This window comes from Rhizobium sp. NLR8a (assembly GCF_019685235.1).
GTDB lineage: Bacteria > Pseudomonadota > Alphaproteobacteria > Rhizobiales > Rhizobiaceae > Rhizobium.
On sequence record NZ_JABDWI010000017.1, the window covers coordinates 129,876 to 153,836 of the forward strand.

General features: G+C 61.5%; 22 protein-coding genes and 2 pseudogenes. 14 read left to right on the plus strand and 10 right to left on the minus strand.

The genetic code is table 11. The features are described 5' to 3' along the window. Positions 1 to 217 precede the first annotated feature (217 nt). Entirely contained in the window at positions 218 to 1,306 is a 1,089-nt protein-coding gene (gene recA, locus HJC04_RS28205) for a recombinase RecA (protein WP_011425583.1), read from the plus strand. A gap of 155 nt (positions 1,307 to 1,461) precedes the next feature. Continuing rightward, positions 1,462 to 4,116 carry an alanine--tRNA ligase gene (alaS, locus tag HJC04_RS28210; RefSeq protein WP_221123381.1) on the plus strand — a complete coding sequence of 885 codons (2,655 nt, stop codon included), beginning with the start codon at positions 1,462 to 1,464 and terminating at the stop codon, positions 4,114 to 4,116. Between the two features lie 91 nt (positions 4,117 to 4,207). Here the strand turns inward: alaS and HJC04_RS31995 are convergent. Continuing rightward, positions 4,208 to 4,318: pseudogene (locus HJC04_RS31995) on the minus strand (LysE family translocator); the annotation flags it as partial. 1 nt (position 4,319) lies between these two features. Between HJC04_RS31995 and HJC04_RS28215 the strand changes: the two are divergent. Beyond that, a pseudogene (locus tag HJC04_RS28215) lies at positions 4,320 to 4,718 on the plus strand (GyrI-like domain-containing protein); the annotation flags it as partial. Between the two features lie 49 nt (positions 4,719 to 4,767). Here the strand turns inward: HJC04_RS28215 and HJC04_RS28220 are convergent. From HJC04_RS28220 to HJC04_RS28230, 3 genes are all read right to left on the minus strand, one after another. After that, complete coding sequence (locus HJC04_RS28220) at positions 4,768 to 5,394, minus strand: glutathione S-transferase family protein (protein ID WP_210631126.1); 627 nt, start codon at positions 5,392 to 5,394, stop codon at positions 4,768 to 4,770. Between the two features lie 88 nt (positions 5,395 to 5,482). Next, positions 5,483 to 5,929, minus strand: a complete 447-nt coding sequence (locus HJC04_RS28225; RefSeq protein ID WP_210631127.1) for a GNAT family N-acetyltransferase — start codon at positions 5,927 to 5,929, stop codon at positions 5,483 to 5,485. Between the two features lie 69 nt (positions 5,930 to 5,998). Continuing rightward, entirely contained in the window at positions 5,999 to 7,210 is a 1,212-nt protein-coding gene (locus HJC04_RS28230; protein ID WP_088674229.1) for an NADP-dependent isocitrate dehydrogenase, read from the minus strand. 193 nt (positions 7,211 to 7,403) lie between these two features. Here HJC04_RS28230 and HJC04_RS28235 point away from each other — a divergent pair, with 193 nt between their 5' ends. From HJC04_RS28235 to HJC04_RS28280, 10 genes are all read left to right on the plus strand, one after another. Next, positions 7,404 to 7,946, plus strand: coding sequence for a hypothetical protein (locus HJC04_RS28235; protein ID WP_221123380.1), 543 nt, complete (start codon positions 7,404 to 7,406; stop codon positions 7,944 to 7,946). 88 nt (positions 7,947 to 8,034) lie between these two features. Then, positions 8,035 to 10,074, plus strand: coding sequence for an FUSC family protein (locus tag HJC04_RS28240; RefSeq protein WP_221123379.1), 2,040 nt, complete (start codon positions 8,035 to 8,037; stop codon positions 10,072 to 10,074). Positions 10,075 to 10,078: 4 nt separating this feature from the next. After that, complete coding sequence (locus tag HJC04_RS28245) at positions 10,079 to 10,909, plus strand: RNA methyltransferase (protein WP_210631131.1); 831 nt, start codon at positions 10,079 to 10,081, stop codon at positions 10,907 to 10,909. Beyond that, positions 10,890 to 11,690, plus strand: a complete 801-nt coding sequence (murI, locus tag HJC04_RS28250) for a glutamate racemase (RefSeq protein WP_210631132.1) — start codon at positions 10,890 to 10,892, stop codon at positions 11,688 to 11,690. The genes HJC04_RS28245 and murI overlap by 20 nt, the downstream gene beginning before the upstream one ends. A 128-nt stretch (positions 11,691 to 11,818) precedes the next feature. Continuing rightward, positions 11,819 to 13,330, plus strand: a complete 1,512-nt coding sequence (locus tag HJC04_RS28255; RefSeq protein WP_221123378.1) for an ATP-binding protein — start codon at positions 11,819 to 11,821, stop codon at positions 13,328 to 13,330. 225 nt (positions 13,331 to 13,555) lie between these two features. Further along, the gene (gene rpsD, locus HJC04_RS28260) at positions 13,556 to 14,173 is read left to right on the plus strand and encodes a 30S ribosomal protein S4 (protein ID WP_064685423.1); all 618 of its coding nucleotides are present in this window, start codon (positions 13,556 to 13,558) and stop codon (positions 14,171 to 14,173) included. A gap of 72 nt (positions 14,174 to 14,245) precedes the next feature. Continuing rightward, a complete protein-coding gene (locus HJC04_RS28265) occupies positions 14,246 to 15,175 on the plus strand; it encodes a glutaminase (protein WP_210631134.1) in 930 nt (309 codons plus the stop codon). Positions 15,176 to 15,233: 58 nt separating this feature from the next. Beyond that, the gene (gene ttcA, locus HJC04_RS28270) at positions 15,234 to 16,118 is read left to right on the plus strand and encodes a tRNA 2-thiocytidine(32) synthetase TtcA (protein ID WP_221147625.1); all 885 of its coding nucleotides are present in this window, start codon (positions 15,234 to 15,236) and stop codon (positions 16,116 to 16,118) included. 36 nt (positions 16,119 to 16,154) lie between these two features. Beyond that, the gene (locus HJC04_RS28275) at positions 16,155 to 16,982 is read left to right on the plus strand and encodes an inositol monophosphatase family protein (RefSeq protein ID WP_210631136.1); all 828 of its coding nucleotides are present in this window, start codon (positions 16,155 to 16,157) and stop codon (positions 16,980 to 16,982) included. Between the two features lie 33 nt (positions 16,983 to 17,015). Continuing rightward, positions 17,016 to 17,840: an inositol monophosphatase family protein gene (locus tag HJC04_RS28280; RefSeq protein WP_221123377.1), complete on the plus strand. Its 825-nt coding sequence runs from the start codon at positions 17,016 to 17,018 to the stop codon at positions 17,838 to 17,840. Positions 17,841 to 17,883: 43 nt separating this feature from the next. Here HJC04_RS28280 and HJC04_RS28285 read toward each other — a convergent pair whose 3' ends face one another. The 5 genes from HJC04_RS28285 to HJC04_RS28305 all read right to left on the minus strand — a co-directional run bounded on the left by HJC04_RS28285 (position 17,884) and on the right by HJC04_RS28305 (position 21,791). Next, a complete protein-coding gene (locus HJC04_RS28285) occupies positions 17,884 to 18,357 on the minus strand; it encodes a GNAT family N-acetyltransferase (RefSeq protein WP_221147626.1) in 474 nt (157 codons plus the stop codon). 34 nt (positions 18,358 to 18,391) lie between these two features. After that, on the minus strand, positions 18,392 to 19,672 hold the full coding sequence (locus HJC04_RS28290) for a multidrug effflux MFS transporter (protein ID WP_221147627.1): 1,281 nt from the start codon (positions 19,670 to 19,672) through the stop codon (positions 18,392 to 18,394). A 35-nt stretch (positions 19,673 to 19,707) separates the two neighbouring features. Next, positions 19,708 to 20,913, minus strand: a complete 1,206-nt coding sequence (locus HJC04_RS28295; protein WP_210631619.1) for a multidrug effflux MFS transporter — start codon at positions 20,911 to 20,913, stop codon at positions 19,708 to 19,710. A 142-nt stretch (positions 20,914 to 21,055) separates the two neighbouring features. Beyond that, a complete protein-coding gene (grxD, locus tag HJC04_RS28300; RefSeq protein ID WP_210631140.1) occupies positions 21,056 to 21,391 on the minus strand; it encodes a Grx4 family monothiol glutaredoxin in 336 nt (111 codons plus the stop codon). A gap of 169 nt (positions 21,392 to 21,560) precedes the next feature. After that, positions 21,561 to 21,791, minus strand: coding sequence for a hypothetical protein (locus HJC04_RS28305; RefSeq protein WP_221147628.1), 231 nt, complete (start codon positions 21,789 to 21,791; stop codon positions 21,561 to 21,563). A 164-nt stretch (positions 21,792 to 21,955) separates the two neighbouring features. Here HJC04_RS28305 and HJC04_RS28310 point away from each other — a divergent pair, with 164 nt between their 5' ends. Further along, positions 21,956 to 23,146 (plus strand): hypothetical protein, encoded by a 1,191-nt coding sequence (locus tag HJC04_RS28310; RefSeq protein ID WP_210631142.1) that lies wholly within the window; start codon positions 21,956 to 21,958, stop codon positions 23,144 to 23,146. Between the two features lie 92 nt (positions 23,147 to 23,238). Here the strand turns inward: HJC04_RS28310 and HJC04_RS28315 are convergent, their stop codons facing one another. Further along, positions 23,239 to 23,955, minus strand: a complete 717-nt coding sequence (locus HJC04_RS28315) for a transporter substrate-binding domain-containing protein (RefSeq protein ID WP_221147629.1) — start codon at positions 23,953 to 23,955, stop codon at positions 23,239 to 23,241. Between the last annotated feature and the right edge of the window lie 6 nt (positions 23,956 to 23,961).

Here is a 23,961-nt window from a genome sequence, read left to right on the forward strand (position 1 = left end):
CATAACCCGGGAAAGGCGAATCGAAGCGGTCCGCCTGGCTGCGACAAAGCCGGCTCATAAGGCCTAAGCCGTTGCTTTGCATTGATAAAACAAATGTAGAACACGGGCCGTTTTACCTTTTTCTTTCAAATGTTTGTACGCCTATTGCGGGAATGGAACAAATAGGGTACAAACTCGACATTGCTTGAGCGGCTTCAATAACCTAAAGGTGGATCGGATGTCTCAGAATTCATTGCGGCTGGTAGAGGACAAATCGGTGGACAAAAGCAAGGCGCTTGAAGCGGCACTCTCACAGATTGAGCGGTCGTTCGGCAAGGGCTCGATTATGAAACTCGGTTCCAACGAGAACGTTGTCGAGATCGAGACGGTTTCGACGGGCTCGCTTGGTCTTGATATCGCCCTCGGCATCGGCGGTCTGCCGAAGGGCCGTATCATTGAAATCTATGGGCCGGAAAGCTCGGGCAAAACAACGCTTGCGCTGCAAACCATTGCGGAATCGCAGAAGAAGGGCGGCATCTGCGCTTTCGTCGATGCTGAACACGCGCTCGACCCGGTCTATGCCCGCAAGCTTGGCGTCGATCTGCAGAACCTTCTGATCTCGCAGCCAGACACCGGCGAGCAGGCGCTCGAAATCACCGACACGCTGGTGCGCTCCGGCGCCGTCGACGTTCTCGTCGTCGACTCGGTCGCCGCGCTGACGCCGCGCGCCGAAATCGAAGGCGAGATGGGCGACAGCCTGCCGGGCATGCAAGCCCGCCTGATGAGCCAGGCGCTGCGCAAGCTGACCGCTTCGATCTCCAAGTCGAACTGCATGGTGATCTTCATCAACCAGATCCGCATGAAGATCGGCGTCATGTTCGGTTCGCCGGAGACAACGACGGGCGGCAATGCGCTGAAATTCTATGCGTCCGTGCGCCTCGACATTCGCCGCATCGGCTCGGTCAAGGAGCGCGAAGAGGTGGTCGGCAACCAGACCCGCGTCAAAGTCGTCAAGAACAAGATGGCGCCTCCCTTCAAGCAGGTCGAGTTCGACATCATGTATGGCGAAGGCGTGTCGAAGACAGGCGAACTCGTCGATCTCGGCGTCAAGGCCGGTATCGTCGAGAAGTCGGGCGCCTGGTTCTCCTATAACAGCCAGCGTCTCGGCCAGGGCCGCGAAAACGCCAAAACCTTCCTGCGCGACAATCCGGATCTCGCTCGGGAGATCGAGCTGGCGCTGCGCCAGAATGCCGGCCTGATCGCCGATCGTTTCCTGCAGAATGGCGGTCCGGATGCCGATGACGGCGATGCCGCCGCGGAAATGTAATTTTCGCGCTTGAACTTGATCTGATATCTCAGCCGGCTGCATTCCCTTATCAGAATGCGGCCGGTTTTGTTTGTCGGCTGGACAGTGGCGGAGGCGAACGTTAAAAGCCGATGGATTTGTATTTACCGGCCTCGGGCAGCATTGAAGGGCATAGAATGAGCGGCGTGAACGATATCCGGTCGACCTTCCTCGACTATTTCAAGAAGAACGGCCACGAGATCGTTCCGTCCAGTCCGCTCGTGCCGCGCAACGACCCGACGCTGATGTTCACCAATGCCGGCATGGTGCAATTCAAGAACGTCTTCACCGGCCTGGAAAAACGTCCTTATGCGACGGCGACAACCTCGCAGAAGTGCGTGCGCGCCGGCGGCAAGCATAATGACCTCGACAATGTCGGCTATACCGCGCGTCACCTGACCTTCTTCGAAATGCTCGGCAATTTCTCCTTCGGCGACTATTTCAAGGAGAATGCGATCGAGCTTGCCTGGAAGCTGGTGACCGAAGGGTTCGGCCTGCCGAAGCATCGTCTGCTGGTGACCGTCTATTCCGAAGACGAGGAAGCTGCGGCTTTGTGGAAGAAGATCGCCGGTTTCTCCGACGACAAGATCATCCGCATCCCGACCTCCGACAACTTCTGGCAGATGGGCGATACCGGCCCCTGCGGCCCGTGCTCGGAAATCTTCATTGACCAGGGCGAGAATGTCTGGGGCGGCCCTCCCGGTTCGCCCGAGGAAGACGGTGACCGGTTCCTGGAATTCTGGAACCTGGTTTTCATGCAGTTCGAGCAGACCGAGCCGGGGGTTCGCAATCCGCTGCCGCGTCCGTCGATCGACACCGGCATGGGTCTGGAGCGCATGGCCTGCATCCTCCAGGGCGTTCAGAGCGTCTTCGATACCGATCTTTTCCGCATGCTGACCGGCACCATCGAGGACACGATAGGAGTCAAGGCGGAAGGCAGTGCCAGCCACCGCGTCATCGCCGACCATCTGCGCTCCTCGGCCTTCCTGATCGCCGACGGCGTGCTGCCGTCGAATGAGGGCCGAGGCTATGTGCTGCGCCGTATCATGCGTCGCGCCATGCGGCACGCCCAGCTTCTCGGCGCCAAGGAGCCGCTGATGTACAAGCTGCTGCCGACGCTGGTGCAGGAGATGGGCCGCGCTTATCCGGAACTCGTGCGCGCCGAGGCGCTGATCTCAGAGACGCTGAAGCTTGAAGAAGGCCGCTTCCGCAAGACGCTGGAGCGTGGCCTGTCGCTGCTGTCGGATGCGACCACAGATCTCGGCAAGGGCGACATGCTGGATGGCGAGACCGCCTTCAAGCTTTACGACACCTACGGCTTCCCGCTCGACCTGACGCAAGACGCCCTGCGCGCTCGCGAGATCGGCGTCGACATCGCGGGCTTCACCGATGCCATGGAGCGCCAGAAGGCCGAAGCCCGCTCGCATTGGGCCGGCTCCGGCGAGAAGGCAACCGAAACCGTCTGGTTTGAGCTTAAGGAAAAGCATGGCGCAACCGAGTTCCTCGGTTACGACACAGAGAGCGCTGAAGGCGTGGTGCAGGCGATCGTCAAAGACAGCGCCGTTGCCGACGAAGCCAAGGCCGGCGACAAGGTGCAGATCGTCGTCAACCAGACGCCGTTCTATGGAGAATCCGGCGGTCAGATGGGCGATACCGGCGTCATCTCCTCGGACCACGGCAAGATCGAGATATCGGACACGCAGAAGAAGGGCGAGGGCCTCTTCGTGCATACCGGCACCGTCGTCCAAGGTGCCTTCAAGACCGGCGATGCTGTCGTTCTGACTGTCGACCATGCACGCCGTTCGCGTCTGCGCGCCAACCATTCGGCAACCCACCTGCTGCACGAGGCGCTGCGCGAAGTGCTCGGAACCCACGTTGCCCAGAAGGGCTCGCTGGTTGCGCCCGAGCGCCTGCGTTTCGACGTTTCGCATCCCAAGCCGATGTCGGCCGAGGAGTTGAAGGTGGTCGAGGACATGGCAAACGAGATCGTGCTGCAGAATGCGCCCGTCACGACCCGCCTGATGAGCGTCGACGACGCGATCGCCGAAGGCGCGATGGCGCTCTTCGGCGAGAAATACGGCGATGAGGTGCGCGTCGTTTCGATGGGCACGGGTCTGCACGGCGCAAAAAGCAACAGGCCTTACTCGGTCGAACTTTGTGGTGGCACGCATGTGTCGGCGACCGGTCAGATCGGCCTCGTGCGCATCCTCGGCGAAAGCGCCGTCGGCGCCGGTGTTCGCCGTATCGAAGCGGTGACCGGTGAATCGGCGCGCGAATATCTCGCCGAGCAGGATGATCGCGTGAAGACGCTCGCTGCCTCGCTGAAGGTGCAGCCTTCGGAAGTTCTGTCGCGCGTCGAAGCGCTGATGGACGAGCGCCGCAAGCTCGAAAAGGAACTGGCCGACGCCAAGCGCAAGCTCGCCATGGGCGGCGGGCAGGGCGGCTCTGCCGATGCGGTGCGCGAGGTCGCTGGAGTGAAATTCCTCGGTAAGGCCGTGGCCGGCGTCGATCCGAAGGACCTGAAGGGTCTTGCCGATGACGGCAAGGCCAGCATCGGTTCCGGCATCGTGACGCTGATCGGTGTATCCGAAGATGGCAAGGCGAGCGCCGTCGTTGCGGTGACGCCGGATCTCGTTGAGCGTTTCAGTGCTGTCGATCTGGTGCGTGTCGCCTCGGCCGCCCTCGGCGGCAAAGGCGGCGGCGGACGTCCCGACATGGCGCAGGCCGGCGGTCCGAACGGCGCCAAGGCTGATGAGGCGCTCGAGGCTGTTGCAGCGGCACTTGCAGGCTGATCGTCGAGCGTGAGAACTGTTTGAAAGAGCAGCCGGCTGCGAGATCTTGGATTTCGCAGCCGGTTTTGTTTTCGCTGCGCGGCGGCGGCGGTCAGTTTCTCGTCTGCAGTGCGAAACGGCACGCGAGCCCGGTAAAGACTGTTGCGAGCATATATTGCGGCAGTTTCGGGAAACGGCGCATCGAGCCAAGCCGTGAACGGATCTACATGCAGATCGGCAAAGCCTTCGAGACGTTGTTCGGCACACTTTCCGCCCGCGGCCTTGGCAGACCCGCTATGCGGATGATCGGCGTCTATGTCGATGACCCGGACATCGTGCCGGCTGAGAAGCTGCGCTCGATCGCCTGCGTCACGAGTTGTTCGGACGTTCCAGCCGAGGCGCCGTTCGAGCGGCGCAGTTTCGACGGTGGCGACTATGCCGTGCTACGCCACAAAGGTCCCTATGCCGACATGTATAAGGCCTATCAGTGGCTCTACGCGGAGTGGCTGCCAAAGTCAGGACGGCAGCTGAAGGACAGCATCATGTTCGAGGAGTATCTGAACAACCCGCGCGAGGTGCCGCCGACCGAACTGATGACGGATATTCACATGCCGCTCGCCTGACGGCGGACATCCCCGACGCGGCGGCTTGGCCGTCGCGCCGGATTGAACGTCAGGCGGCCTGCATCGTCTTGCCGGCCTCGTCGTCCAGGTCATTGGCGCGTTTGTAGGCTTCCCGCTCGCTGATGCGGCCGAAATAATCGATGAAGGCCTGGCGCTTTTCAATGCTGCCGAAACCGAGGCCCCAGCCGATATGGGCGCCGACATAGACGTCGGCGGCGGTGAAGCGTTCGCCGGTGACATAGGTCGAGCCGGAGACGGCCATTTCGAGCGTGTTCATGACGTCGCCGAAACCGCCGCAGCCGGCCATGCGCAGGCGTTCGGCGGGAATTTCGAAGCCGAGCGCTTTCATCGTTACCGCCGATTCAAGAGGGCCGGCGGCAAAGAACAACCAGCGGTAATAGGCGGCGCGCTCCTCCGGCCTCGGCGCCAGACCCTTTTCCGGAAAGGTTTCGGCAAGATAGGCGCAGATCGCTGCGCATTCGGTGACGATGGTGTTGCCGTGACGGATCGCCGGCACCTTGCCCATCGGATTGACCTTGAGATATTCCGGCGCCTTCATGGTTTCACCGAAGGTCAGGAGTTCGGTGCGATAGGGCTGCCCGATCTCCTCCAGCATCCAGCGCGCGATGCGTCCGCGCGACATCGGGTTGGTATAGAATACCAGTTCTTCGGTCATGACATCCTCATCGTGTAGCGATTATTTCAGGCGTTTCCCGCTCGGCAGAATCAATAGAGCGGCAAGATCCTTGTGCAACCCCCGGCGTTCAAAGCGCCTTGCGGTACTGGATGAACCCCGAGCGTTCGGCGATCCTGTCGTAGAGGCGCCGGGCGGTGACATTGCCTTCATGGGTCATCCAGTAGAGCCGGCCGGCACCGTTTTGCCGTGCCAGCCCGGCGACAGCCTCGATCAGCGCGGCTCCGCTGCCGAGCCCGCGTTGGCTGTCCTCGACATAAAGGTCCTGCAGATAGCAGGTCCATTGCGGCAGCCAGCAGGAGCGATGGAAGATCGCGTGGGCGATGCCGACGAGGCGGCCGTCTTCGTCGAAGGCGCCGAGCGCGTGCATCGGTTCGTCGGGATCGTGGAAGCGGCCCCAGGTGAGGTCCGTGGTTTCAGGCGGGATGACTACTTCGTAGAAACGCTGGTAAGCCGCCCATAAGGGCTCCCAGGCGGCGCGGTCAGAGGGTTGGAGCGGGCGCACGGTCGCCGTCATTTTCAATTCTCCCAAAACGAAAAACGGCGGGGAAATCCCCGCCGTCAATGCTATTCCGAAAAGACCTGATTACGCCATGGCCTTCTGCAGGTTCTGGTCGATCTTGTCGAGGAAGGCGGTGGTCGAGAGCCACGGCTGGTCGGGGCCGATGAGCAGCGCCAGGTCCTTGGTCATGAAGCCGGATTCGACGGTATCGACGCAGACCTTTTCCAGCGTCGAGGCGAACTTGGCGAGTTCGGCATTGTCGTCGAGCTTGGCGCGGTGCGCGAGGCCGCGGGTCCAGGCGAAGATCGAGGCGATCGAGTTCGTCGAGGTTTCCTGGCCCTTCTGGTGCTGGCGGTAATGGCGGGTCACCGTGCCGTGAGCGGCTTCGGCTTCAACCGTCTTGCCGTCGGGCGTCAGCAGAACCGAGGTCATCAGGCCGAGCGAGCCGAAGCCCTGCGCAACCGTGTCGGACTGGACGTCGCCGTCATAGTTTTTGCAGGCCCAGACGTAGCCGCCAGACCACTTCAGGGCCGAAGCGACCATGTCGTCGATCAGGCGGTGTTCATAGGTGATGCCGACTTCCTTGAACTGGTCCTTGAATTCGGTCTCGTAGACTTCTTCGAAAATGTCCTTGAAGCGGCCGTCATAGGCCTTGAGGATGGTGTTCTTGGTCGACAGGTAGACCGGCCACTTGCGCATCAGGCCGTACATCATCGAAGCGCGGGCGAATTCGCGGATCGATTCATCGAGGTTGTACATGGCCATGGCAACGCCGGCGCCCGGAGCGTTAAAGACTTCCTTCTCGATGACCGTGCCGTCTTCGCCGACGAACTTGATCGTCAGCTTGCCCTTGCCGGGGAATTTGAAGTCGGTGGCGCGATACTGGTCGCCGAAAGCGTGACGGCCGACGACGATCGGCTGGGTCCAGCCGGGAACCAGGCGCGGCACGTTGCGGCAGATGATCGGCTCGCGGAAGATGACGCCGCCGAGGATGTTGCGGATCGTGCCGTTCGGGCTCTTCCACATTTCCTTGAGGTTGAATTCCTTGACGCGGGCTTCATCGGGCGTGATGGTCGCGCACTTGATGCCGACGCCGTACTTTTTAATGGCGTTGGCGGCGTCGACGGTGACCTGGTCGTTGGTGGCGTCGCGGTTTTCGACCGAGAGGTCGTAGTAGTCGATGTCGAGGTCGAGATACGGATGGATCAGCTTATCCTTGATGAGCTGCCAGATGATGCGCGTCATTTCATCGCCGTCGAGATCGGCGACGGGATTGGCGACCTTGATCTTCTTCATGTATCTGCCTCGTTAAGCTTGGAATGGGGCGGTTGCCCCGGCTGGGTGATGTAATCCGGAGCGCTATAGCATTGTGAGCCGGGAACGCAAAGCTGCAACGGGCAGGGACATGACGTTTTTGCCGCCATTGCCAAGGGCCGGAAAATGGCTAACCTCCGCGGCATAAGCCCGACCGAGTCCCGGACATTTTGCCATGAAGAAGATCGCCGTTCTGTTCGCCGGCCTCGTTGTCGCCGTGTCTGTTGCACCTGGCCTTTTGCTTGCGGCCGATGCGACTGAGCCGGTCAAGGAAATCATGAAGGACACGCAGACAAACTGGGCGAGCGATGTCAGCGACTGGATCGATATTTTCGAGGAAAGCGTGCTCGGCCGGCTCTACAGCAAGGACTTCGGCGACAAATACAAGGCAGCCGCCCAGAACCCGGCGGCCGACGAGGATGGCATTTCGCCCTTCGACTATGACGTCATCGTCAACGGCCAAGATGCCTGTCCGCTGCAGGACCTTTCCATCGAACGCGGTCAGCCGGCAAACGGCACGACAGAGGTGACGGTGAAATTCAAGGCGGCGACCTGCATGGAAGGCGCACCTAACAAGGATGACTTCACGACTGTGCGTTTCGAGGTCATTGAGGAGAACGGCAAATCCGTCATCGACGACATCATGATTCAGGGTGAAGAGGGGCAGGGGCCGACCTCGCTCAAGGAAACTATGGTGCTGATCGCCAAGGGCGAGTAAGCGCGACATTCGATCGGCATTGGGTGTCAGCGGTTTGATTTCCGCTCCGGCGGCGGTATCTATCGATGCTTCATGGCATGAGGGGCTCATGCATTTGTTTTCCCGTTTTCAGTTCCGCGACTGGCTGCATGCCAATGATCCGGCGCTTTCGCGCCTGCGCATGGCCTCGCGGGTGACGCTGACCATCGTCCTCGTGTTCCTGACCCTGCTTGCGATAAAAGCTTTCATCTTGCCGCTGCCGACGGCGGCCTTTGGCCTCGGCATCGTGCTGTCGATCGAAGGTGGGGTGGCGGTGCGCGATAAGGGCAACGCGCGCCAGCTGGTGACGCGGCTGTTCGGCTGCGCCGCAAGCCTTGCTGTCGTCGCCATTGCCGCAGGGCTCGAGGATCAACGCGTTCTCTCCGACCTCGTTTTTCTCGTCATCATCCTGCTCGCATCGGCGGGCCGCGTGTTCGGGCCGCGCGGATTTGCGATCGGCATGTTCGCCTTCACCTCCTATTTCATGGGGGCCTATTTCCAGCCGCCGCTTGCCGAACTGCCCGAGGTGACGATCGGGCCGGTCGTCTCCGTGCTTGTCGGCCATGTGGTAAGGGTGGTGCTTCTACCTGATGACTGGCGGCGCGATCTGCTGCGCTCGCTCGAAAGTGTCAGCGGGCGGATCAATCAGATCCTCTTCAAGCTCGCTGCCCTTGCCGCCAGTGGCGACATCGGCGATGCCGATCGGCAGGAACTGCGCCAGCTGGAAGACCGGCTGAAGGAAGTGGTGCTGATGGCCGAGACCTTCATCCCGCGCCCATCAGCGGGCGTCTTCGACGGCGCTTCCGATCCCGCTGCGGAGCTGGCGATCCGGCTCTTCGACGCGCATCTTGCCGCCGAAAGCGCTATCGTGCTGAGCTTCCAGAGTCCACCGCCCTTTGCACTCGTTCACGCGGTGATCGAGGCTGAGGCGGCGGAACTCAAAAGATATGAGGGAATGGCCGAGGCCATCAAGGATCAGCCGCAGGGCGAAACCGTACGGGCGCTGCTCTGGCTGGGCGAAGCGCGGCGGCAACTGGTCGAGGCGATCAACAAGGGACGGGCATCCGGTTTCTCCGGCATTGATGCGGCCAAGGATATCGCGCAAGTTCAGGCGATCGATTTTTCGCTGGCCAATCCGCTGTTGCGTTCAGCGCTGCAGATCACGCTCGCCTCGGCGATCGCCATGGGCTTTGGTTTGCTCTTGTCGCGCGAGCGCTGGTTTTGGGCGGTGCTTGCCTCTTTCCTTGTCTTTACCAACACCAATTCGCGCGGCGATACAGCCATGAAAGCGTTATCGCGTTCGCTCGGCACGGTGTTCGGCATCGCCATGGGCCTCCTCCTGGCGACGTTGATTTCGGGCGTGCCCGGTGTCGCTATTCCGGTCATGGCCATAGGCATCTTTCTCGCCTTCTATTTCCTGCAGGTTTCCTACGCGACGATGACCTTCTTCGTTTCGATCGTGCTCTGTCTGGTCTACGGCATGACCGGCGTATTGACGCTCGATCTGCTCAAACTGCGCATCGGGGAGACGATGATCGGCGCGGCGGCCGGAACGGCAGTCGCTTTCGTCGTTTTCCCGGCGCGCACGCGTGGCGCGCTCGATACGGCGCTCGCCCGTTGGTTCCAGGCGCTGCGCGAGCTGCTAGGCGCAATCGGCGCGGGCAAGAGCGGTTTCGAGTTGATCGAATTGTCGCAGAAGATCGACGCCTGCTATCGCGACGTGACGGTGGCGGCTCGCCCGCTTGGCTCCTCCTGGTCGGTGGTGACGCGGCCCGGCCAGATCCGCCAGACATTGGCGATCTTTCTTTCCTGCACCTATTGGGCGCGCATCCTGGCGAGGAGCTACGAAGCACCGCCTGCCGACAATGATCAGAAGAGGCTGATCGCGGCGGATCTCGCGTTGATCGCTGACGCGGCGCCGCGCGGCTCTGCTTGTTTCTTCGTCAGGCGCAAGGCGTCGCGAACGACAGGGCGGCATTTGCCAGTGTCGCGAGAAGGCGCCCGGGTGGGGCTCGAGATGATCGGTTCGGCGCTGGAAAGGCTCTATCCGCAGGCAGACACCTTGCCGTTTGCGTCGGGCGAGGCTATTGCGCGCTCGAAACAGGGATAAGACTATGGCAGGCACGAACAGCGAGCGTCAACTTGTGGCCGAAGGGCCGGCCATCATTCTGGTCGAGCCCCAGATGGGCGAGAATATCGGCATGGTGGCACGCGCCATGGCGAATTTCGGCCTGGCCGAACTGCGTCTCGTCAATCCGCGCGACGGCTGGCCGAACGAGAAAGCGCAGGCGACCGCCTCCAAGGCCGATCACGTGATCGAAGCGACGAAGGTCTACGCCACTCTGGAGCAGGCAATCGCCGATCTCAATTTCGTCTATGCAACGACGGCGCGCAGCCGCGACAACTATAAGCCGGTGCGCTCCCCGGTCTTTGCCGCGCAAACGCTGCGCACAAAGTTCCGGGCAGGCGAGGCAACGGGCATTCTCTTCGGTCGTGAGCGCTGGGGTCTGACCAATGAGGAAGTGGCGCTGGCTGACGAGATCGTGACCTTCCCGGTCAATCCCGCCTTCGCGTCGCTGAATATTGCTCAGGCCGTGCTTCTGATGTCCTATGAATGGATGAAGTCCGGCATGGAAGATCTGGAAGCCGTGCCGTTCCAGGCGCTCGGGCAGCGGCCTTCCACAAAGGAGCAGCTCTTCGGCCTGTTCGACCAGCTGGAAGAAGCGCTCGATTCGCGCAACTATTTCCATCCGCCCTCGAAAAAGCCGAAAATGGTGGACAACCTTCGCGCTGTTCTCTCCCGCCGGGCCTTCACGGAACAGGAAATCAGCGTGCTGCGCGGCGTCATCTCCTCCCTCGATCGCTTTTCGCGAAACAGTCCGCGCAAAGGCGGTTTCACCAGATCCGGCAAGGAAGCGCCAACCGATGACAGCGCCGACCAATGAGCTGAAACCCGTCCTCATCTTTGATTCAGGCATAGGCGGGCTGACCGTGCTGCGCGAGGTGCGTGTGCTAATGCCGGAACGCGGCTTCATCTATGTCGCTGATGATGCGGGCTTTCCCTATGGGGGGTGGGAAGAGCAGGCGCTGAAAGAGCGCATCATCGGGCTCTTCGGCAAGCTGCTTCAGGAGCACGATCCAGAAGTCTGTATCATCGCCTGCAACACCGCCTTCACGCTCGTTGGCGCCGACCTGCGGGCCGCCTTTCCCCAGATGACCTTCGTCGGCACAGTGCCGGCGATCAAGCCGGCGGCGGAGCGGACGCGCTCAGGTTTGGTTTCGGTGCTGGCGACGCCGGGGACGGTCAAGCGCGCCTATACGCGCGACCTCATCCAGTCCTTCGCGCAGCAATGCCACGTGCGGCTTGTCGGCTCGGAAAACCTTGCGCGCATGGCCGAAGCCTATATTCGTGGTGACGCCGTCTCCGACGAGGCGGTGCTTGCCGAGATCGACCAGTGCTTCGTCGAGAAGGGCGGCCAGAAGACAGATATCGTGGTGCTTGCCTGCACACACTATCCTTTCATGGCCAATCTTTTCCGCCGCCTTGCGCCCTGGCCGGTCGACTGGCTCGATCCAGCCGAGGCAATCGCGCGGCGCGCCCGCACGCTGGTGCCGCTGGTTGCCGATGCAGTGCATCCTGATAATTTCGACTTTGCAGTCTTCATGTCAGGCAATCCCGATTTTGCGACGCGGCGGCTGATGCAGGGATTCGGCTTGAGGGCATGAGCGGAATTGTCCTGTGGGTTGGCGAAATCCGGCCCTGAAAAACTGTCCATTCTTTGATAGACGGAGCGTTGCCGTTTCGGAAGAATGGCGCTTCATTCATGTGAGTCTCTTCGCCGCGAGGATCAGCATTGCAGGTTGGCATCGATATGGGATTGGCGTCCGGCGCTCCGGCGACACTTGATATCGAGGAGTTGCTGGCGACCCGTCTGCTCGTGCAAGGCAATTCCGGCTCCGGCAAATCGCATCTCCTGCGCCGCCTGCTCGAGCAGTCCGCCCAATGGGTGCAACAGGTCATCATCGATCCCGAAGGTGATTTCGTCACCCTTAGCGACAGGTTCGGCCATGTGGTCGTCGACGGCGAGCGCACCGAGGCGGAACTGGCAGGCATCGCCAACCGCATCCGCCAGCATCGAGTTTCCTGCGTTCTGACGCTCGAGGGCCTCGATATCGAGCAGCAGATGCGCGCGGCTGCCGCCTTTCTCAACGGCATGTTCGATGCCGATCGCGAATATTGGTATCCTGTCCTCGTGGTCGTCGACGAGGCGCAGATGTTTGCGCCGTCGGTCGGCGGAGACGTTTCGGAGGATGCGCGCAAGATGTCGCTCGGCGCGATGACCAACCTGATGTGCCGCGGCCGCAAGCGCGGGCTTGCCGGGGTGATCGCAACGCAGCGGCTCGCGAAGCTCGCCAAGAACGTCGCGGCCGAAGCCTCGAACTTCCTGATGGGCCGCACCTTCCTCGATATCGACATGGCGCGCGCCGCCGACCTGCTCGGCATGGATCGGCGCCAGGCGGAAATGTTCCGCGATCTGAAGCGCGGCAATTTCGTCGCTCTCGGGCCGGCCCTGTCGCGCCGGCCGCTGCCGATCCAGATCGGCGCGGTGGAGACCTCGGCGCGCTCATCGAGCCCGAAGCTGATGCCGCTGCCGGATGCGCCGCAGGATGTCGAGGACCTGATCTTCACGCCCGACCCGGAAGAGTTTCAGCGCCCGCTCGTGCGCCGCGCACCGCCGGCGCCGAGACCGACGACCGATATCCTGGCCGAACTCTCGCGCTCAGCGCCAGCCACATCCCCAGCGCCGGTGGAGACGAGGGCGAGCCAGGCGGAGATCTCCGCCGAGGAACGGGAGGAGCGCCTTGCCGGTGTGCTTGCCGAAATACTCGACGATCCCGCATCCGCCTTCCGCACCGATTCCGTGCTCTATCAGGACTTTCTTGTCCGGCTGCGCATGCGCCGCGTGCCGGGGCCGCCGATCGCGCTGCCGGATTTCCGCCGGCGCGTGGCGATCTCGCGCTCTGGCGTCGATGCGGCAACAGCGGCAAGCGATGAGTGGGCGACGGCGCTGTCGCTGTCGGCGGGCGTCACCGACGATTTGCAGGGTGTCTTCCTGATGCTGGCCAAGGCCGCCGTCCGCGCTGAGGCGTGCCCGTCGGATGCGCGCATTGCCCGCGCCTATGGCACACATTCGGCGCGGCGCGCGCGGCGCCTGCTCGGCTATTTCGAGGAGCAGGGTATCGTCGTCGTGCATACGGATTTCTCCGGCAAGCGCATTGTGGCGTTTCCCGACATGAATTGTCAGACGGCTCCAGGCGACGCCAACGCGCCGGATACGGGCGATCAGCCTCTGGCTGCGGAATAGTGGCGTTTTCGGGCTTTGGCTCAGTTGACATTTTCATAGCAGGCCTCTAAAGACCGCGCCAAGCACCGGGCAGCAATGTCCGGTGTTTCATTTGACATGTCCCGTGGATCGTTCCTGTTCGCGTAACCGGAACATCCTGTCAGGCCTCGGCAGAGGTCAGAGGAGGGCGTGTTTCCTTCGCACGGTTTGGCAACAAGCCGCCATAAACATTTGAAAGGAAATACGATGAGCAAGCGCGAATCGTCCAAATACAAAATTGACCGCCGTATGGGCGAAAACATCTGGGGTCGTCCGAAGTCCCCGGTGAACCGCCGCGAATACGGCCCGGGCCAGCACGGCCAGCGCCGCAAGGGTAAGCTGTCGGACTTCGGTGTGCAGCTGCGCGCCAAGCAGAAGCTCAAGGGTTACTACGGTGACCTGCGCGAGAAGCAGTTCCGCGCGATCTTCGCAGAAGCCGCCCGCCGCAAGGGCGACACCTCGGAAAACCTGATCGGTCTGCTGGAATCGCGCCTCGACGCGATCGTCTATCGCGCCAAGTTCGTTCCGACGGTCTTTGCTGCCCGTCAGTTCGTCAACCATGGCCACGTCACCGTCAACGGCGTCCGCGTCAACATCGGTTCCTACCGTTGCAAGGCCGGCGACGTCATCGAAGTTCGCGAAAAGTCGAAGCAGCTCGTGACTGTTCTGGAAGCCGTCAGCCTCGCCGAGCGCGACGTTCCCGACTATATCGAAGTCGATCACAACAAGATGGTCGCCACCTACGGCCGCGTTCCGACCCTCAGCGACGTTCCGTTCCCGGTCGTCATGGAACCGCATCTGGTCGTCGAATTCTATTCGCGTTAACAAAAACCAGGCGTTTTCGCATATGGAAAAGCCGCTCTTCCGGGCGGCTTTTTTGTTATTCGGAGAGAAGCGATGGCGGATTTGCAGGCGACCCTCGATAGCATTTACAGCGATATCCTGCCGCGTATCGGCGAGGGCAAGGTCGCCGACTATATTCCCGAGCTTGCCAAGGTGGACCCGCGGCAGTTCGGCATGGCGATCGTCACCGTCGACGGTCAGGTCTTTCGTGTCGGCGATGCGGATATCGCCTTTTCGATCCAGAGCATATCCAAGGTCTTTACGCTGACCTTGGCCCTCGGCAAGGTCGGCGAGGGACTGTGGAAACGCGTCGGACGCGAACCTTCGGGATCGGCCTTCAATTCGATTGTGCAACTCGAACACGAGAGCGGCATTCCCCGCAATCCCTTCATCAATGCCGGCGCGATCGCCGTCACCGACGTTGTCATGGCCGGCCATGCGCCGCGCGAGGCGATCGGCGAGCTGCTGCGTTTCGTGCGTTATCTCGCCGATGACGAGTCGATCACCATCGACGACAGGGTGGCGCGGTCGGAAACGCAGACCGGCTACCGCAATGTTGCGCTTGCCAATTTCATGCGCGCCTATCGCAATCTCGATCATCCCGTCGATCACGTGCTCGGAGTCTATTTCCATCAGTGCGCGCTCGCGATGAGCTGCGAGCAGTTGGCCCGCGCCGGGCTGTTCCTGGCGGCGCGGGGCAGCAATCCGATGACCGGTCATTCCGTGGTCTCGCCGAAGCGGGCGCGGCGCATCAATGCATTGATGCTGACCTGCGGCCATTATGACGGTTCGGGCGACTTTGCCTATCATGTCGGCCTGCCCGGCAAGAGCGGCGTCGGCGGCGGCATTTTTGCGGTAGCGCCCGGCATTGCCTCGATCGCGGTCTGGTCGCCGGGGCTGAACAAGGTTGGCAATTCGCAGCTTGGCGCCGTGGCGCTTGAGATGCTTGCGGCCCGCACCGGCTGGTCGGTTTTCGGCGATTGAGGCTGTGTTGCCGGATGACTTTCTGCTAAGGCAGGCAGACCTTCGATAGGACGGAGCAATGAATATCGCAGCCAACATCGCTGATGATCCGGAAACTGGCGAAATCGACGATGGCGCCGGCCCGGCACTCTTTGCCGATGCGCCACGTTCGGTCTCCTTCAACAAGCTGCGCAAGCGCCTGCTCAGGCAAATACGTGAGGCTTTCGATGACTTTGACATGCTGAAGGGGCAGAAACGCTGGCTGGTCGGCCTTTCCGGCGGCAAGGATTCCTACGGTCTCATGGCGCTGCTGCTCGATCTCAAATGGCGCGGGCTGCTGCCCGTCGAGCTTATCGCCTGCAATCTCGACCAGGGACAGCCGAACTTTCCAAAGCATGTGCTGCCGGATTATCTGACGAAGATCGGCGTCCGGCATCGGATCGAATATCGCGACACCTATTCGATCGTGAAGGAAAAGGTGCCCGAAGGCGCCACCTATTGCTCGCTCTGTTCGCGGCTGCGGCGCGGCAATCTCTACCGGATCGCGCGGGAGGAGGGCTGCGACGCACTGGTGCTCGGCCATCACCGTGAGGATATTCTGGAAACCTTCTTCATGAATTTCTTTCATGGCGGGCGACTTGCCTCCATGCCGGCAAAGCTTCTGAACGACGAGGGCGACCTGATGGTGCTTCGGCCGCTCGCCTATGCCGCCGAGGACGATCTTGCCAGGTTCGCCGTCGCCATGCAGTTCCCGATCATCCCCTGCGATCTCTGCGGCTCCCAGGACGGGTTGCAGCGCAATGCGATGAAGGACACGCTCGCCGATATCGAACGGCGCATGCCTGGACGCAAGGACACGATGCTGCGGGCGCTTTCGCATGTGAACCCGTCGCATCTGCTCGATCCGAAGCTCTTCGACTTTTCCAGCCTTGGCGTCACCGATCCTTCATCAAAGGGCGGCTAAGCAGGCTGGCTCTTTGCATGAAGGACAGCAATTCGCATGACTATTTCAGATCAGGATATTCTCTTTCTCGGCGAATGCGTAAAGGAGGCGGCGCGTGCGGAGATCATGCCGCGTTTTCGCAACCTCGGCGACACGGATGTTTCGGAAAAAACCTCGGCAACCGATCTGGTGACGCAGGCGGATCTGCTTGCCGAACACCGGATCACCGCGGCCCTGAAAGAGCGCTTTTCCTCTGCACTCGTCGTCGGCGAAGAAGCCTATGACGCCGATAAATCGGTGGTGCCGGCGCTTGCCGATGCCGAGCTTGCCTTTGTCATCGATCCTGTCGACGGCACGTTCAATTTTGCCGCCGGACTTCCCGTTTTCGGAACGATGCTTGCGGTTACCGTCAGGGGCGAGACCGTCGCCGGCATCATTCACGATCCCGCTCTCGGCGACACGGTGACGGCGATCAAGGGGGCGGGCGCCTTTCTGACGCGCCAGGACGGGCAATCGAGCAGGTTGACGGTGGCTGAGCCTGCCGCCTTGAACCAGATGGTCGGCGGCATGTCGTGGGGCCATATGGAAGAGCCCGATCGCTCGCGCATCTGCGCCAACATGGCAAAGGCGCGTATGACCTTCGCTTTCAACTGCTCGGCCTATGAATATTGGATGGTCGCGTCTGGCAAGATGCATTTCATCGGGCACGCGAAGCTGATGCCCTGGGATCACCTGGCGGGCGTGCTCGCGCATCAGGAGGCGGGCGGCCACACGGCGAAATTCGATGGCACGCCCTATCGTCCGGGCGAGACGGTCGGCGGCATCATCTCTGCGCCTGACAAGGAAAGCTGGCAGCTGATCAGGCGCGAGATCGTCGGCATCTGATATAAGGCCTCGGCCGAAGTGAGAGGATTTGATATGACAACAAGCGTTGACGTGACCGCTCTTGCCGATCTCTTGCGCCGCGCGGCGAAGGCCGAGATCCTGCCGCGCTTCCGCCGGCTCGGTCGGGATGAAGTGCGCGCCAAGAGCGAGGCAACCGATCTTGTCACCGAGGCCGACGAGCAGGCCGAGCGGATGATCAAAGCGGAAGCGCAACGGCGCTGGCCGGACGCGCTGTTCCTCGGGGAAGAGTCGGTCGCGGCCGATCCGACCCTGCTTGGCAGGCTTGCCGATGCCGATCTCGCGATCGTAGTCGATCCGGTCGACGGAACGTTCAACTTCGCCGCCGGCATCCCGGCCTTCGGCGTCATGGCCTCGGTCATTTCAGGCGGCGAGACCATTGCCGGCATTATCTACGATCCGATGGGCGACGACTGGGTGATGGCGGAGAAGGGCGGTGGTGCCTGGCTGCGCAGGCCGGATGGCGAGGCGCAGCGGCTGCAGGTCGCCGACCCTGTCGCGCTCGACCAGATGGTTGGCATGGCTTCGACCGGCTACCTGCCGGTGGCGAAGCGTGCCGAGGTCCTTGGCAATCTCGCCAAGGTGCGTTTCCTCACCAACTACCGCTGTGCTGCCCACGAATACCGCACCCTTGCCGGCGGGCACGTCCATTACCTGATGTACAACAAGCTGATGCCTTGGGATCATCTTGCCGGCACGCTGATCTCGCAGGAGGCCGGCGCGTATGCCGCCCGCTTCGACGGCTCGCCCTACCTGCCGCAGCATCTCGACGGTGGACTGCTGATTGCGCCCGACAAGGCATCGTGGGATACGCTACGGCGTGAGGTCGTTACCATCTAAATCTATGCGACCGGCCGTCGCAAAGCCGGTCGCAAATGACAATTCAGGCGTAGAATTTTTCCATCAGGAAGTTTTCCAGGCCCTGTCCGCGCTTCTCGACGATTTGCCGGGTTATCACGCGAAATCCTTTGCGTTCAAAGAACGAGCGAGCAGTTCTGCTTGCTTCCGTATGTATTCGGCGAAACCCCAGCCTGAGAGCCTCTTCTTCGACCCGGCCCAATAGGCGGGTTGCTGCGCCGACCCCTTGATAGCCAGGGTGCACGAACATCATGTCGACGCACCCATCGCTGGTGAGATCTGAAAAACCCACAGGGTTTCCGGCGATCTCTGCCATCCAGGCCGGTCTGCTCATCCTTCGCTTTGCCCATAGGCTGCGATCTTCCACCTTCGCCCAAGCTTCGATCTCGGCGGCGGAATAGTCTTTCGACGAGACTTCCCGGATGGAGCGCAGAAAAATCTCGATTGTGGCGTCCACGTCACCCGGCGCATAAGGCCTGATCAGAATTCGCTCGTCCATCAAGACCGCCTTGAATTGATCCGGTTCACCTGCCTCAGAAATGGGCGGCGCCCGGATCGAGCTGCGGACTGTCGCCGGGATGGGTGAAGAGCTTGCCGTTCTCAGCCCACAGCGTGGCTGCGATCGTCACCAGACCGAACAGCGCGAATCCGCCGAAGAGCGGCTGCACCGTGCCGTTGAACATCTGGCCGACCAGACCGCCGAGAATAGCGCCGAAGGTCGTCGAGACGAAGCCGGTGATGGCGGTCGCCGTGCCGGCGAGATTGCCCATCGGTTCGAGGCTGATGGCGGTGAAATTGGTGGCGATCACCGCAAACATCATCAGAACGATAGTGAAGATGCTATAGGCGGTGGTGAAATCCGGCGTGCCCGCCAAGGCGATGACGAAGCCGAGAGCCGACAGTGCCGTGAAGATCAGCAGGGCGGCATGCGAGATCCGGCGCATGCCGAATTTGCGGACGAAGAAGCCGTTGGCGAAATTGGCGACGGCAATGCCGCCGGCGGTCGCCGCAAAGGCGATCGGCAGCCAGTCACCGAGGCCATAGACCTCGCCGAACACCTGCTGCACGGAAATCACATAGGCGCTGATGACGCCGGTGAACATGGTCAGACCGATCATGTAGCCGCAGGTGATGCGGTTGGTCAGCACGGTCCTGAGGCCGTCCGCGACCGAGCCGACCGACAGCGGCAGGCGTTCTGCCGGAGGAAGCGATTCCTTCAGCCGCAGAAGAGCCCAGACGAACAGGATGCTGGCGACGGCGCCGAGCAGGATGAAGATCCAGTGCCAGTTGGCATAGAGAATGATGAGCTGGCCGACCGAAGGGGCGACGATCGGCACGATCATGAAGACGATCATGACATAGGACATGACGCGGGCCATTTCGCGGCCGCCGAAGCAGTCGCGGACGATGGCCATGGTGGTGATGCGCACGGCCGCGCCGCCCACGCCCTGAACGAAGCGCATGAGGAGCAGCATTTCGAAGCTCGCTGTTGCGGCAGCGGCAAACATCGCGACCACATAGCAGGCGAGGCCACCGAGCAGGATATTGCGGCGGCCGAATGTGTCGGAAAGGCTGCCGAAGAATATCTGCGAGACGCCGAAGCCGAGGAAGAACACGCCGATGATGAGCTGGGCATCGTTGGTGTTGGTAACGCCGAGGGAATGGCCGATACTGGGCAATGCCGGCAGCATGCTGTCGATTGCCATGGCAATGCTGGCGGTCATGATGGCGATGGTGACGACGAATTCGCCGAAGCCCATGCCGATGCGGCGGGAACCCTGGTTTTCCTGGTGCGGTTTATGCGGCGGCGTCATGTGGTGAAATCCTGGATGCGGAAGGGACCGGCCATTCAAACGGCCGGGTTGTGCTGATGGAAGAGGCGGCCCTTTTCAGCAATCAGCACGAAGACGAGCCCGACGATCGATACGGCAAAATAACCGGCCACCATCGGCAGCGCCGTGCCGTCGAAGGCCTGGCCGATGCCGGCGCCGATAAGGGAGCCGCCGACCGTGCTCATGAAGCCGAGAACGGAGGAGGCGGTGCCGGCGACGTGCCCGAGCGGCTCCATGGCAAGCGAATTGAAGTTCGAGCCGATCCAGCCGAACTGGAACATGGCGAGGCCAAAGAAGGAGATAAACAGCGCAAACGGCATCGGCTCGGAGCTTGCCGTCTGGACGATCAGCCAGATGGTGTTGATGGCGATGAAGCCGAGGAGTGAGCCGTGTGACAGGCGGCGCATGCCGAGCTTGCCGACAAAACGGGAATTGAAGAAGGACGACAGCGACATGAAGATCGCCACGCCGGCAAAGGCGAACGGGAAATAGACGCCGAGGCCGTAGATGCCGACATAGATCTGCTGGGCGGAGTTGATGAAGCCGAATAGCGCGCCGAAGATGAAGGTGCTGGCGATGGTGTAGCAGAGCGCCACGCGGTTGGTCAGCACCAGCTTGAAGGCGCCGAAGATCGCGCGGGCGGTGAAGGGGCGGACATTCTGCGGATGCAGGGTTTCCGGCAGGCGGACATAGGCCCAGACGCCGATCGCCGTTGCCATTGTTGCGATGAAGAGGAAGATCAGGTGCCAGTTGCCGAAGAACATGACGACCTGGCCGGTACCCGGCGCAATGACCGGCACGATCATGAAGACCATCATGATGAGCGACATGACTTCCGCCATCTGCCGGCCGCCATAGATGTCGCGGACGATGGAGATGGTGATGACGCGGGTGGCGGCCGAGCCGACGCCCTGGATGAAGCGCAGCACCAGCAGCCCGGCGAAGGAGGGAACGAAAACGATTCCGATGGCGGACACGATATAGACGACGAGACCGATCAGCAGCGGTGTGCGACGGCCGAAACGGTCGGAGAGCGGACCGTAGAACAGCTGGGCGCAGCCGAAACCGAGCAGATAGGACGAGACGACGAACTGCCGGTGATTCTCGCTTTCGACGCCGAGGCTCGCGCCGATCTGCTGCAGGGCCGGGAGCATGATGTCGATGGCAAGCGAGTTGATGGCCATCAGGAAGGCGGCAAGCGCGATGAACTCACGCTTGCCCATGGGCAGGCGGCCCGCGGACACGGCTTGTAATGAATCTGTCACAATGAAATTCCCATAAACAGGCCAAGGCGCTGCTCACCGCAGCGCCTCGGACTCGAGAAACAGATTTGGAAACCGGGCGGACGCCCGGTGACCGGTCAGGTCAGGCGGCGCCGCGCACGGTGATGCCATTTTCCTGGAGATGCTGCTGCAGCTCGCCAGCCTGGAACATTTCCCGGACGATGTCGCAGCCACCGACGAACTCGCCCTTTATGTAGAGCTGCGGGATCGTCGGCCAGTTGGAATAATCCTTGATGCCCTGGCGGATTTCCGAATCGGCGAGCACATTGATGCCCTTGTAGTCGACTCCGATGTAATCGAGAATCTGCACGACCTGGCCGGAGAACCCGCACTGCGGAAACTGCGGCGTGCCCTTCATGAAGAGGACGACGTCGTTGCTCTTGATTTCGTTGTCGATGAATTCGTGAATGCCGCTCATGGGACTTGATCCTTTCAACAGGCGAGTTAAAGGCCCGCCGTTTCAATCGTTTCCCTTAGATAGCATGTGACAGCAGGAATTCCAGCCGCCGCAGCCAAAAAAAGACTATCCGGTCAGACCACTTTGCGATTGTTGCCGTCGCGTTACGGTCGGAAGTCTGCTTCGCGCCTCAGACGCCACGCTGACGGCTGCGGCCGGCGGCGGTGCGGCGCTTGCTGACCTGTTTGCGGGCGCGCTTGCGCTTGGCCGTGGCCGTCTTCCGGCCAGCCGTCGTCGTCGCGGGGGGGCGGGCCTTGCGCCTCCTGCGCTTCGTCGTGACGCGACCGGTGGTCTTCTTCAGGATTTCCTTCAGCACGCTGTCGACGACACCCGATATCAGTTCTTTTACAAGATCGGCCACAAAACCCCTCCGTTCGCTTTGAAAAACGACGTGCTCGCTATTGAATTCCGGATGAGTTCGGTTAGCAAGACGGCTTTGAAATCATACCTGCTTTTTCGCTATATCGGCGGCCAGCAGGTGGTTTGCAGCAATATGCCGGCTATTTGCCCGGCCGGAACAGCGGAATGACATTGATAAAGAAGCGGGTCGTCCTGCATTTCCCGGGCTTCGAGCCGCTCGACGGTCTTGCCCATAGGGCGCGGTACGAACGCTCCGCCAGACAGAGTGCGGCCGCCTGGGGCTACTCCGTCGAAACCGGCGCGCCGGAGGCGGGAAGCGATCCTCTCAGCTTCGAGGTCACGACGGGCAGCGCAGGAACGCGCGAAACGGCGTCTGCCGCGGAGACCGGTTCCGCCGGCTGGTGGACGATGAGCCGGATCCACATGGTTGATCACGACATGCTCGTGCGCAGGCTGCGTGGGCGCAACATGCTGAGCCGGATCATTGCAGGCTTTCGGAGCTGCGCCGAGATCATGCTTGAAGGTGGCATGCGGGGATATTTCAGGCATGCGTGGCGTTTCGGCCTGTTCTTCCTCTTTCCGTTCCTGCTGACGGCGCTGGCAATCGCGCTGACCGCCGAGATGGTTATCCTGCCCTTTTGTCTCGGCTTCTCCGCCTGGCACGTGCTCTGGAGCGGGCCACTGGCGCTCTGCTTCTTCATCTTCGCCTTCCTGCCTTTTTCCGAGCGCTTCCATACGCTGCACCTTTTTGCCGATTGGGAAATGGCAGTGGCGCTCGGCCGTATGGATCGGGCCGACTTCAACGACTGGCTGGAAGAGCGGGCGACTGCGGTGCGCAAGTCTCTCGCCGAGGAGGCGGACGAGTACGTGATCTCCTCGCACAGCATGGGATCGAGCGTCGCCGCCCATGTCATCGGCATATTGCTTGAAAGGGAGCCGGAGATTTTCAAGGGCAGGCGCGTCGTGTTTGCCACGCTCGGCAGCGCCATTCTGCAATGCGCCCTGCTGTCATCGGCAACATTGCTTCGCGCCCGCGTCGGCCTGATCGCCCGCTGCCCGGAGATCTCCTGGCTTGACGTTCAATGCCTGACGGATTCGATCAATTTCTACAAGGTGCCGGTCGTTGCCGTCGCAGGCCATGCGGACGCGCCTCCGGCGAAGATCCTTCTTATCCGCGTCAAGCAGATGCTGACGGGCGAGCACTACCGGAAGATCCGCAAGGACCAGCTGCGCGTCCACCGGCAATATGTGCTGGGGCCAGATCTCAAGGCACCCTTTGATTTCACGCTGATGACGTCAGGTCCGATGCCGGCGTCGGTCTTTGCATCTCCGGATCAGAACAAGCTGCCGACTTGAGGGCTGGGTTCCGTCGGCAGCGTAGACTGAGGGGGACGTGGTTGTGTTGAATTGCTCCGTGAAGGAGCTCGACCCATTTCCGCATGCCGCCATCATGGGAGATTCTCTTCACCGTCGCCGGCCATGTGAACGTCTCCCGCAGCAGTTTCGTCCAGACGCCGTACGAAGTCCGCAAAGAAGGCCGAGGCATAAATGGATCTTCGGTGCACGGCGATCGTCTGGGGAATTTCGGAGAACGCTCCCTCCACCAGTCGGAAGCCGGAAATCCGCTCCGACGTCCGAACGAGGAATTCGGTCAATCCCGCAGCCGCGTCGCATTGCGACCCGACAAGGAGATCGATGGCAGCTGCCGGGCTGTCAGTAAGCGAGACAGTGGCTTCTTCAAGGATACGTTCGAGCTGCTTCGTATAGGCGGCGCTTCTTGCGGAGGCTATCCGCACTCCTTCAGCATCAACGTCTCCGACCGTTCGAAACGCTGAGTCCTCCGGCACCAAATAGGTCGCTCTGACCGAGATGTAGGGAGGTGAAAAGGAAAACCGGTCGGCTCTCGAGGGATCCGAGGCAATGAAAGCAATGTCCCACTCGCCGCGATCCGCAGCCGCGAGGATGTCGGCGGCCGAACCGTACTGGATCAGCGACACTCTGCGATCCAGCTGTTCGGCAATTTGGTGGCCGATCCGAGCGCTTGGACCGACCAAGGCGCCGGCCTGATCGTCCCAATGGACCAATGCTGCATTCGACATGTTGACGGCGGCCCGGATTACGCCCGCGGGCGCTATCTCGGACAGAACCTTCTTCCGCGTCGACATCGGCGC

Excerpts from the sequence above, each read along its gene's own strand:
- recA (WP_011425583.1), top strand. The coding sequence starts at position 218 with ATGTCTCAGAATTCATTGCGGCTGGTAGAGGACAAATCGGTGGACAAA.
- alaS (WP_221123381.1), top strand. The coding sequence starts at position 1,462 with ATGAGCGGCGTGAACGATATCCGGTCGACCTTCCTCGACTATTTCAAG.
- HJC04_RS28220 (WP_210631126.1), bottom strand. The coding sequence starts at position 5,394 with ATGACCGAAGAACTGGTATTCTATACCAACCCGATGTCGCGCGGACGC.
- HJC04_RS28225 (WP_210631127.1), bottom strand. The coding sequence starts at position 5,929 with ATGACGGCGACCGTGCGCCCGCTCCAACCCTCTGACCGCGCCGCCTGG.
- HJC04_RS28230 (WP_088674229.1), bottom strand. The coding sequence starts at position 7,210 with ATGAAGAAGATCAAGGTCGCCAATCCCGTCGCCGATCTCGACGGCGAT.
- HJC04_RS28235 (WP_221123380.1), top strand. The coding sequence starts at position 7,404 with ATGAAGAAGATCGCCGTTCTGTTCGCCGGCCTCGTTGTCGCCGTGTCT.
- HJC04_RS28240 (WP_221123379.1), top strand. The coding sequence starts at position 8,035 with ATGCATTTGTTTTCCCGTTTTCAGTTCCGCGACTGGCTGCATGCCAAT.
- HJC04_RS28245 (WP_210631131.1), top strand. The coding sequence starts at position 10,079 with ATGGCAGGCACGAACAGCGAGCGTCAACTTGTGGCCGAAGGGCCGGCC.
- murI (WP_210631132.1), top strand. The coding sequence starts at position 10,890 with ATGACAGCGCCGACCAATGAGCTGAAACCCGTCCTCATCTTTGATTCA.
- rpsD (WP_064685423.1), top strand. The coding sequence starts at position 13,556 with ATGAGCAAGCGCGAATCGTCCAAATACAAAATTGACCGCCGTATGGGC.
- HJC04_RS28265 (WP_210631134.1), top strand. The coding sequence starts at position 14,246 with ATGGCGGATTTGCAGGCGACCCTCGATAGCATTTACAGCGATATCCTG.
- ttcA (WP_221147625.1), top strand. The coding sequence starts at position 15,234 with ATGAATATCGCAGCCAACATCGCTGATGATCCGGAAACTGGCGAAATC.
- HJC04_RS28275 (WP_210631136.1), top strand. The coding sequence starts at position 16,155 with ATGACTATTTCAGATCAGGATATTCTCTTTCTCGGCGAATGCGTAAAG.
- HJC04_RS28280 (WP_221123377.1), top strand. The coding sequence starts at position 17,016 with ATGACAACAAGCGTTGACGTGACCGCTCTTGCCGATCTCTTGCGCCGC.
- HJC04_RS28285 (WP_221147626.1), bottom strand. The coding sequence starts at position 18,357 with ATGGACGAGCGAATTCTGATCAGGCCTTATGCGCCGGGTGACGTGGAC.
- HJC04_RS28290 (WP_221147627.1), bottom strand. The coding sequence starts at position 19,672 with ATGACGCCGCCGCATAAACCGCACCAGGAAAACCAGGGTTCCCGCCGC.
- HJC04_RS28295 (WP_210631619.1), bottom strand. The coding sequence starts at position 20,913 with ATGGGCAAGCGTGAGTTCATCGCGCTTGCCGCCTTCCTGATGGCCATC.
- grxD (WP_210631140.1), bottom strand. The coding sequence starts at position 21,391 with ATGAGCGGCATTCACGAATTCATCGACAACGAAATCAAGAGCAACGAC.
- HJC04_RS28310 (WP_210631142.1), top strand. The coding sequence starts at position 21,956 with ATGACATTGATAAAGAAGCGGGTCGTCCTGCATTTCCCGGGCTTCGAG.
- HJC04_RS28315 (WP_221147629.1), bottom strand. The coding sequence starts at position 23,955 with ATGTCGACGCGGAAGAAGGTTCTGTCCGAGATAGCGCCCGCGGGCGTA.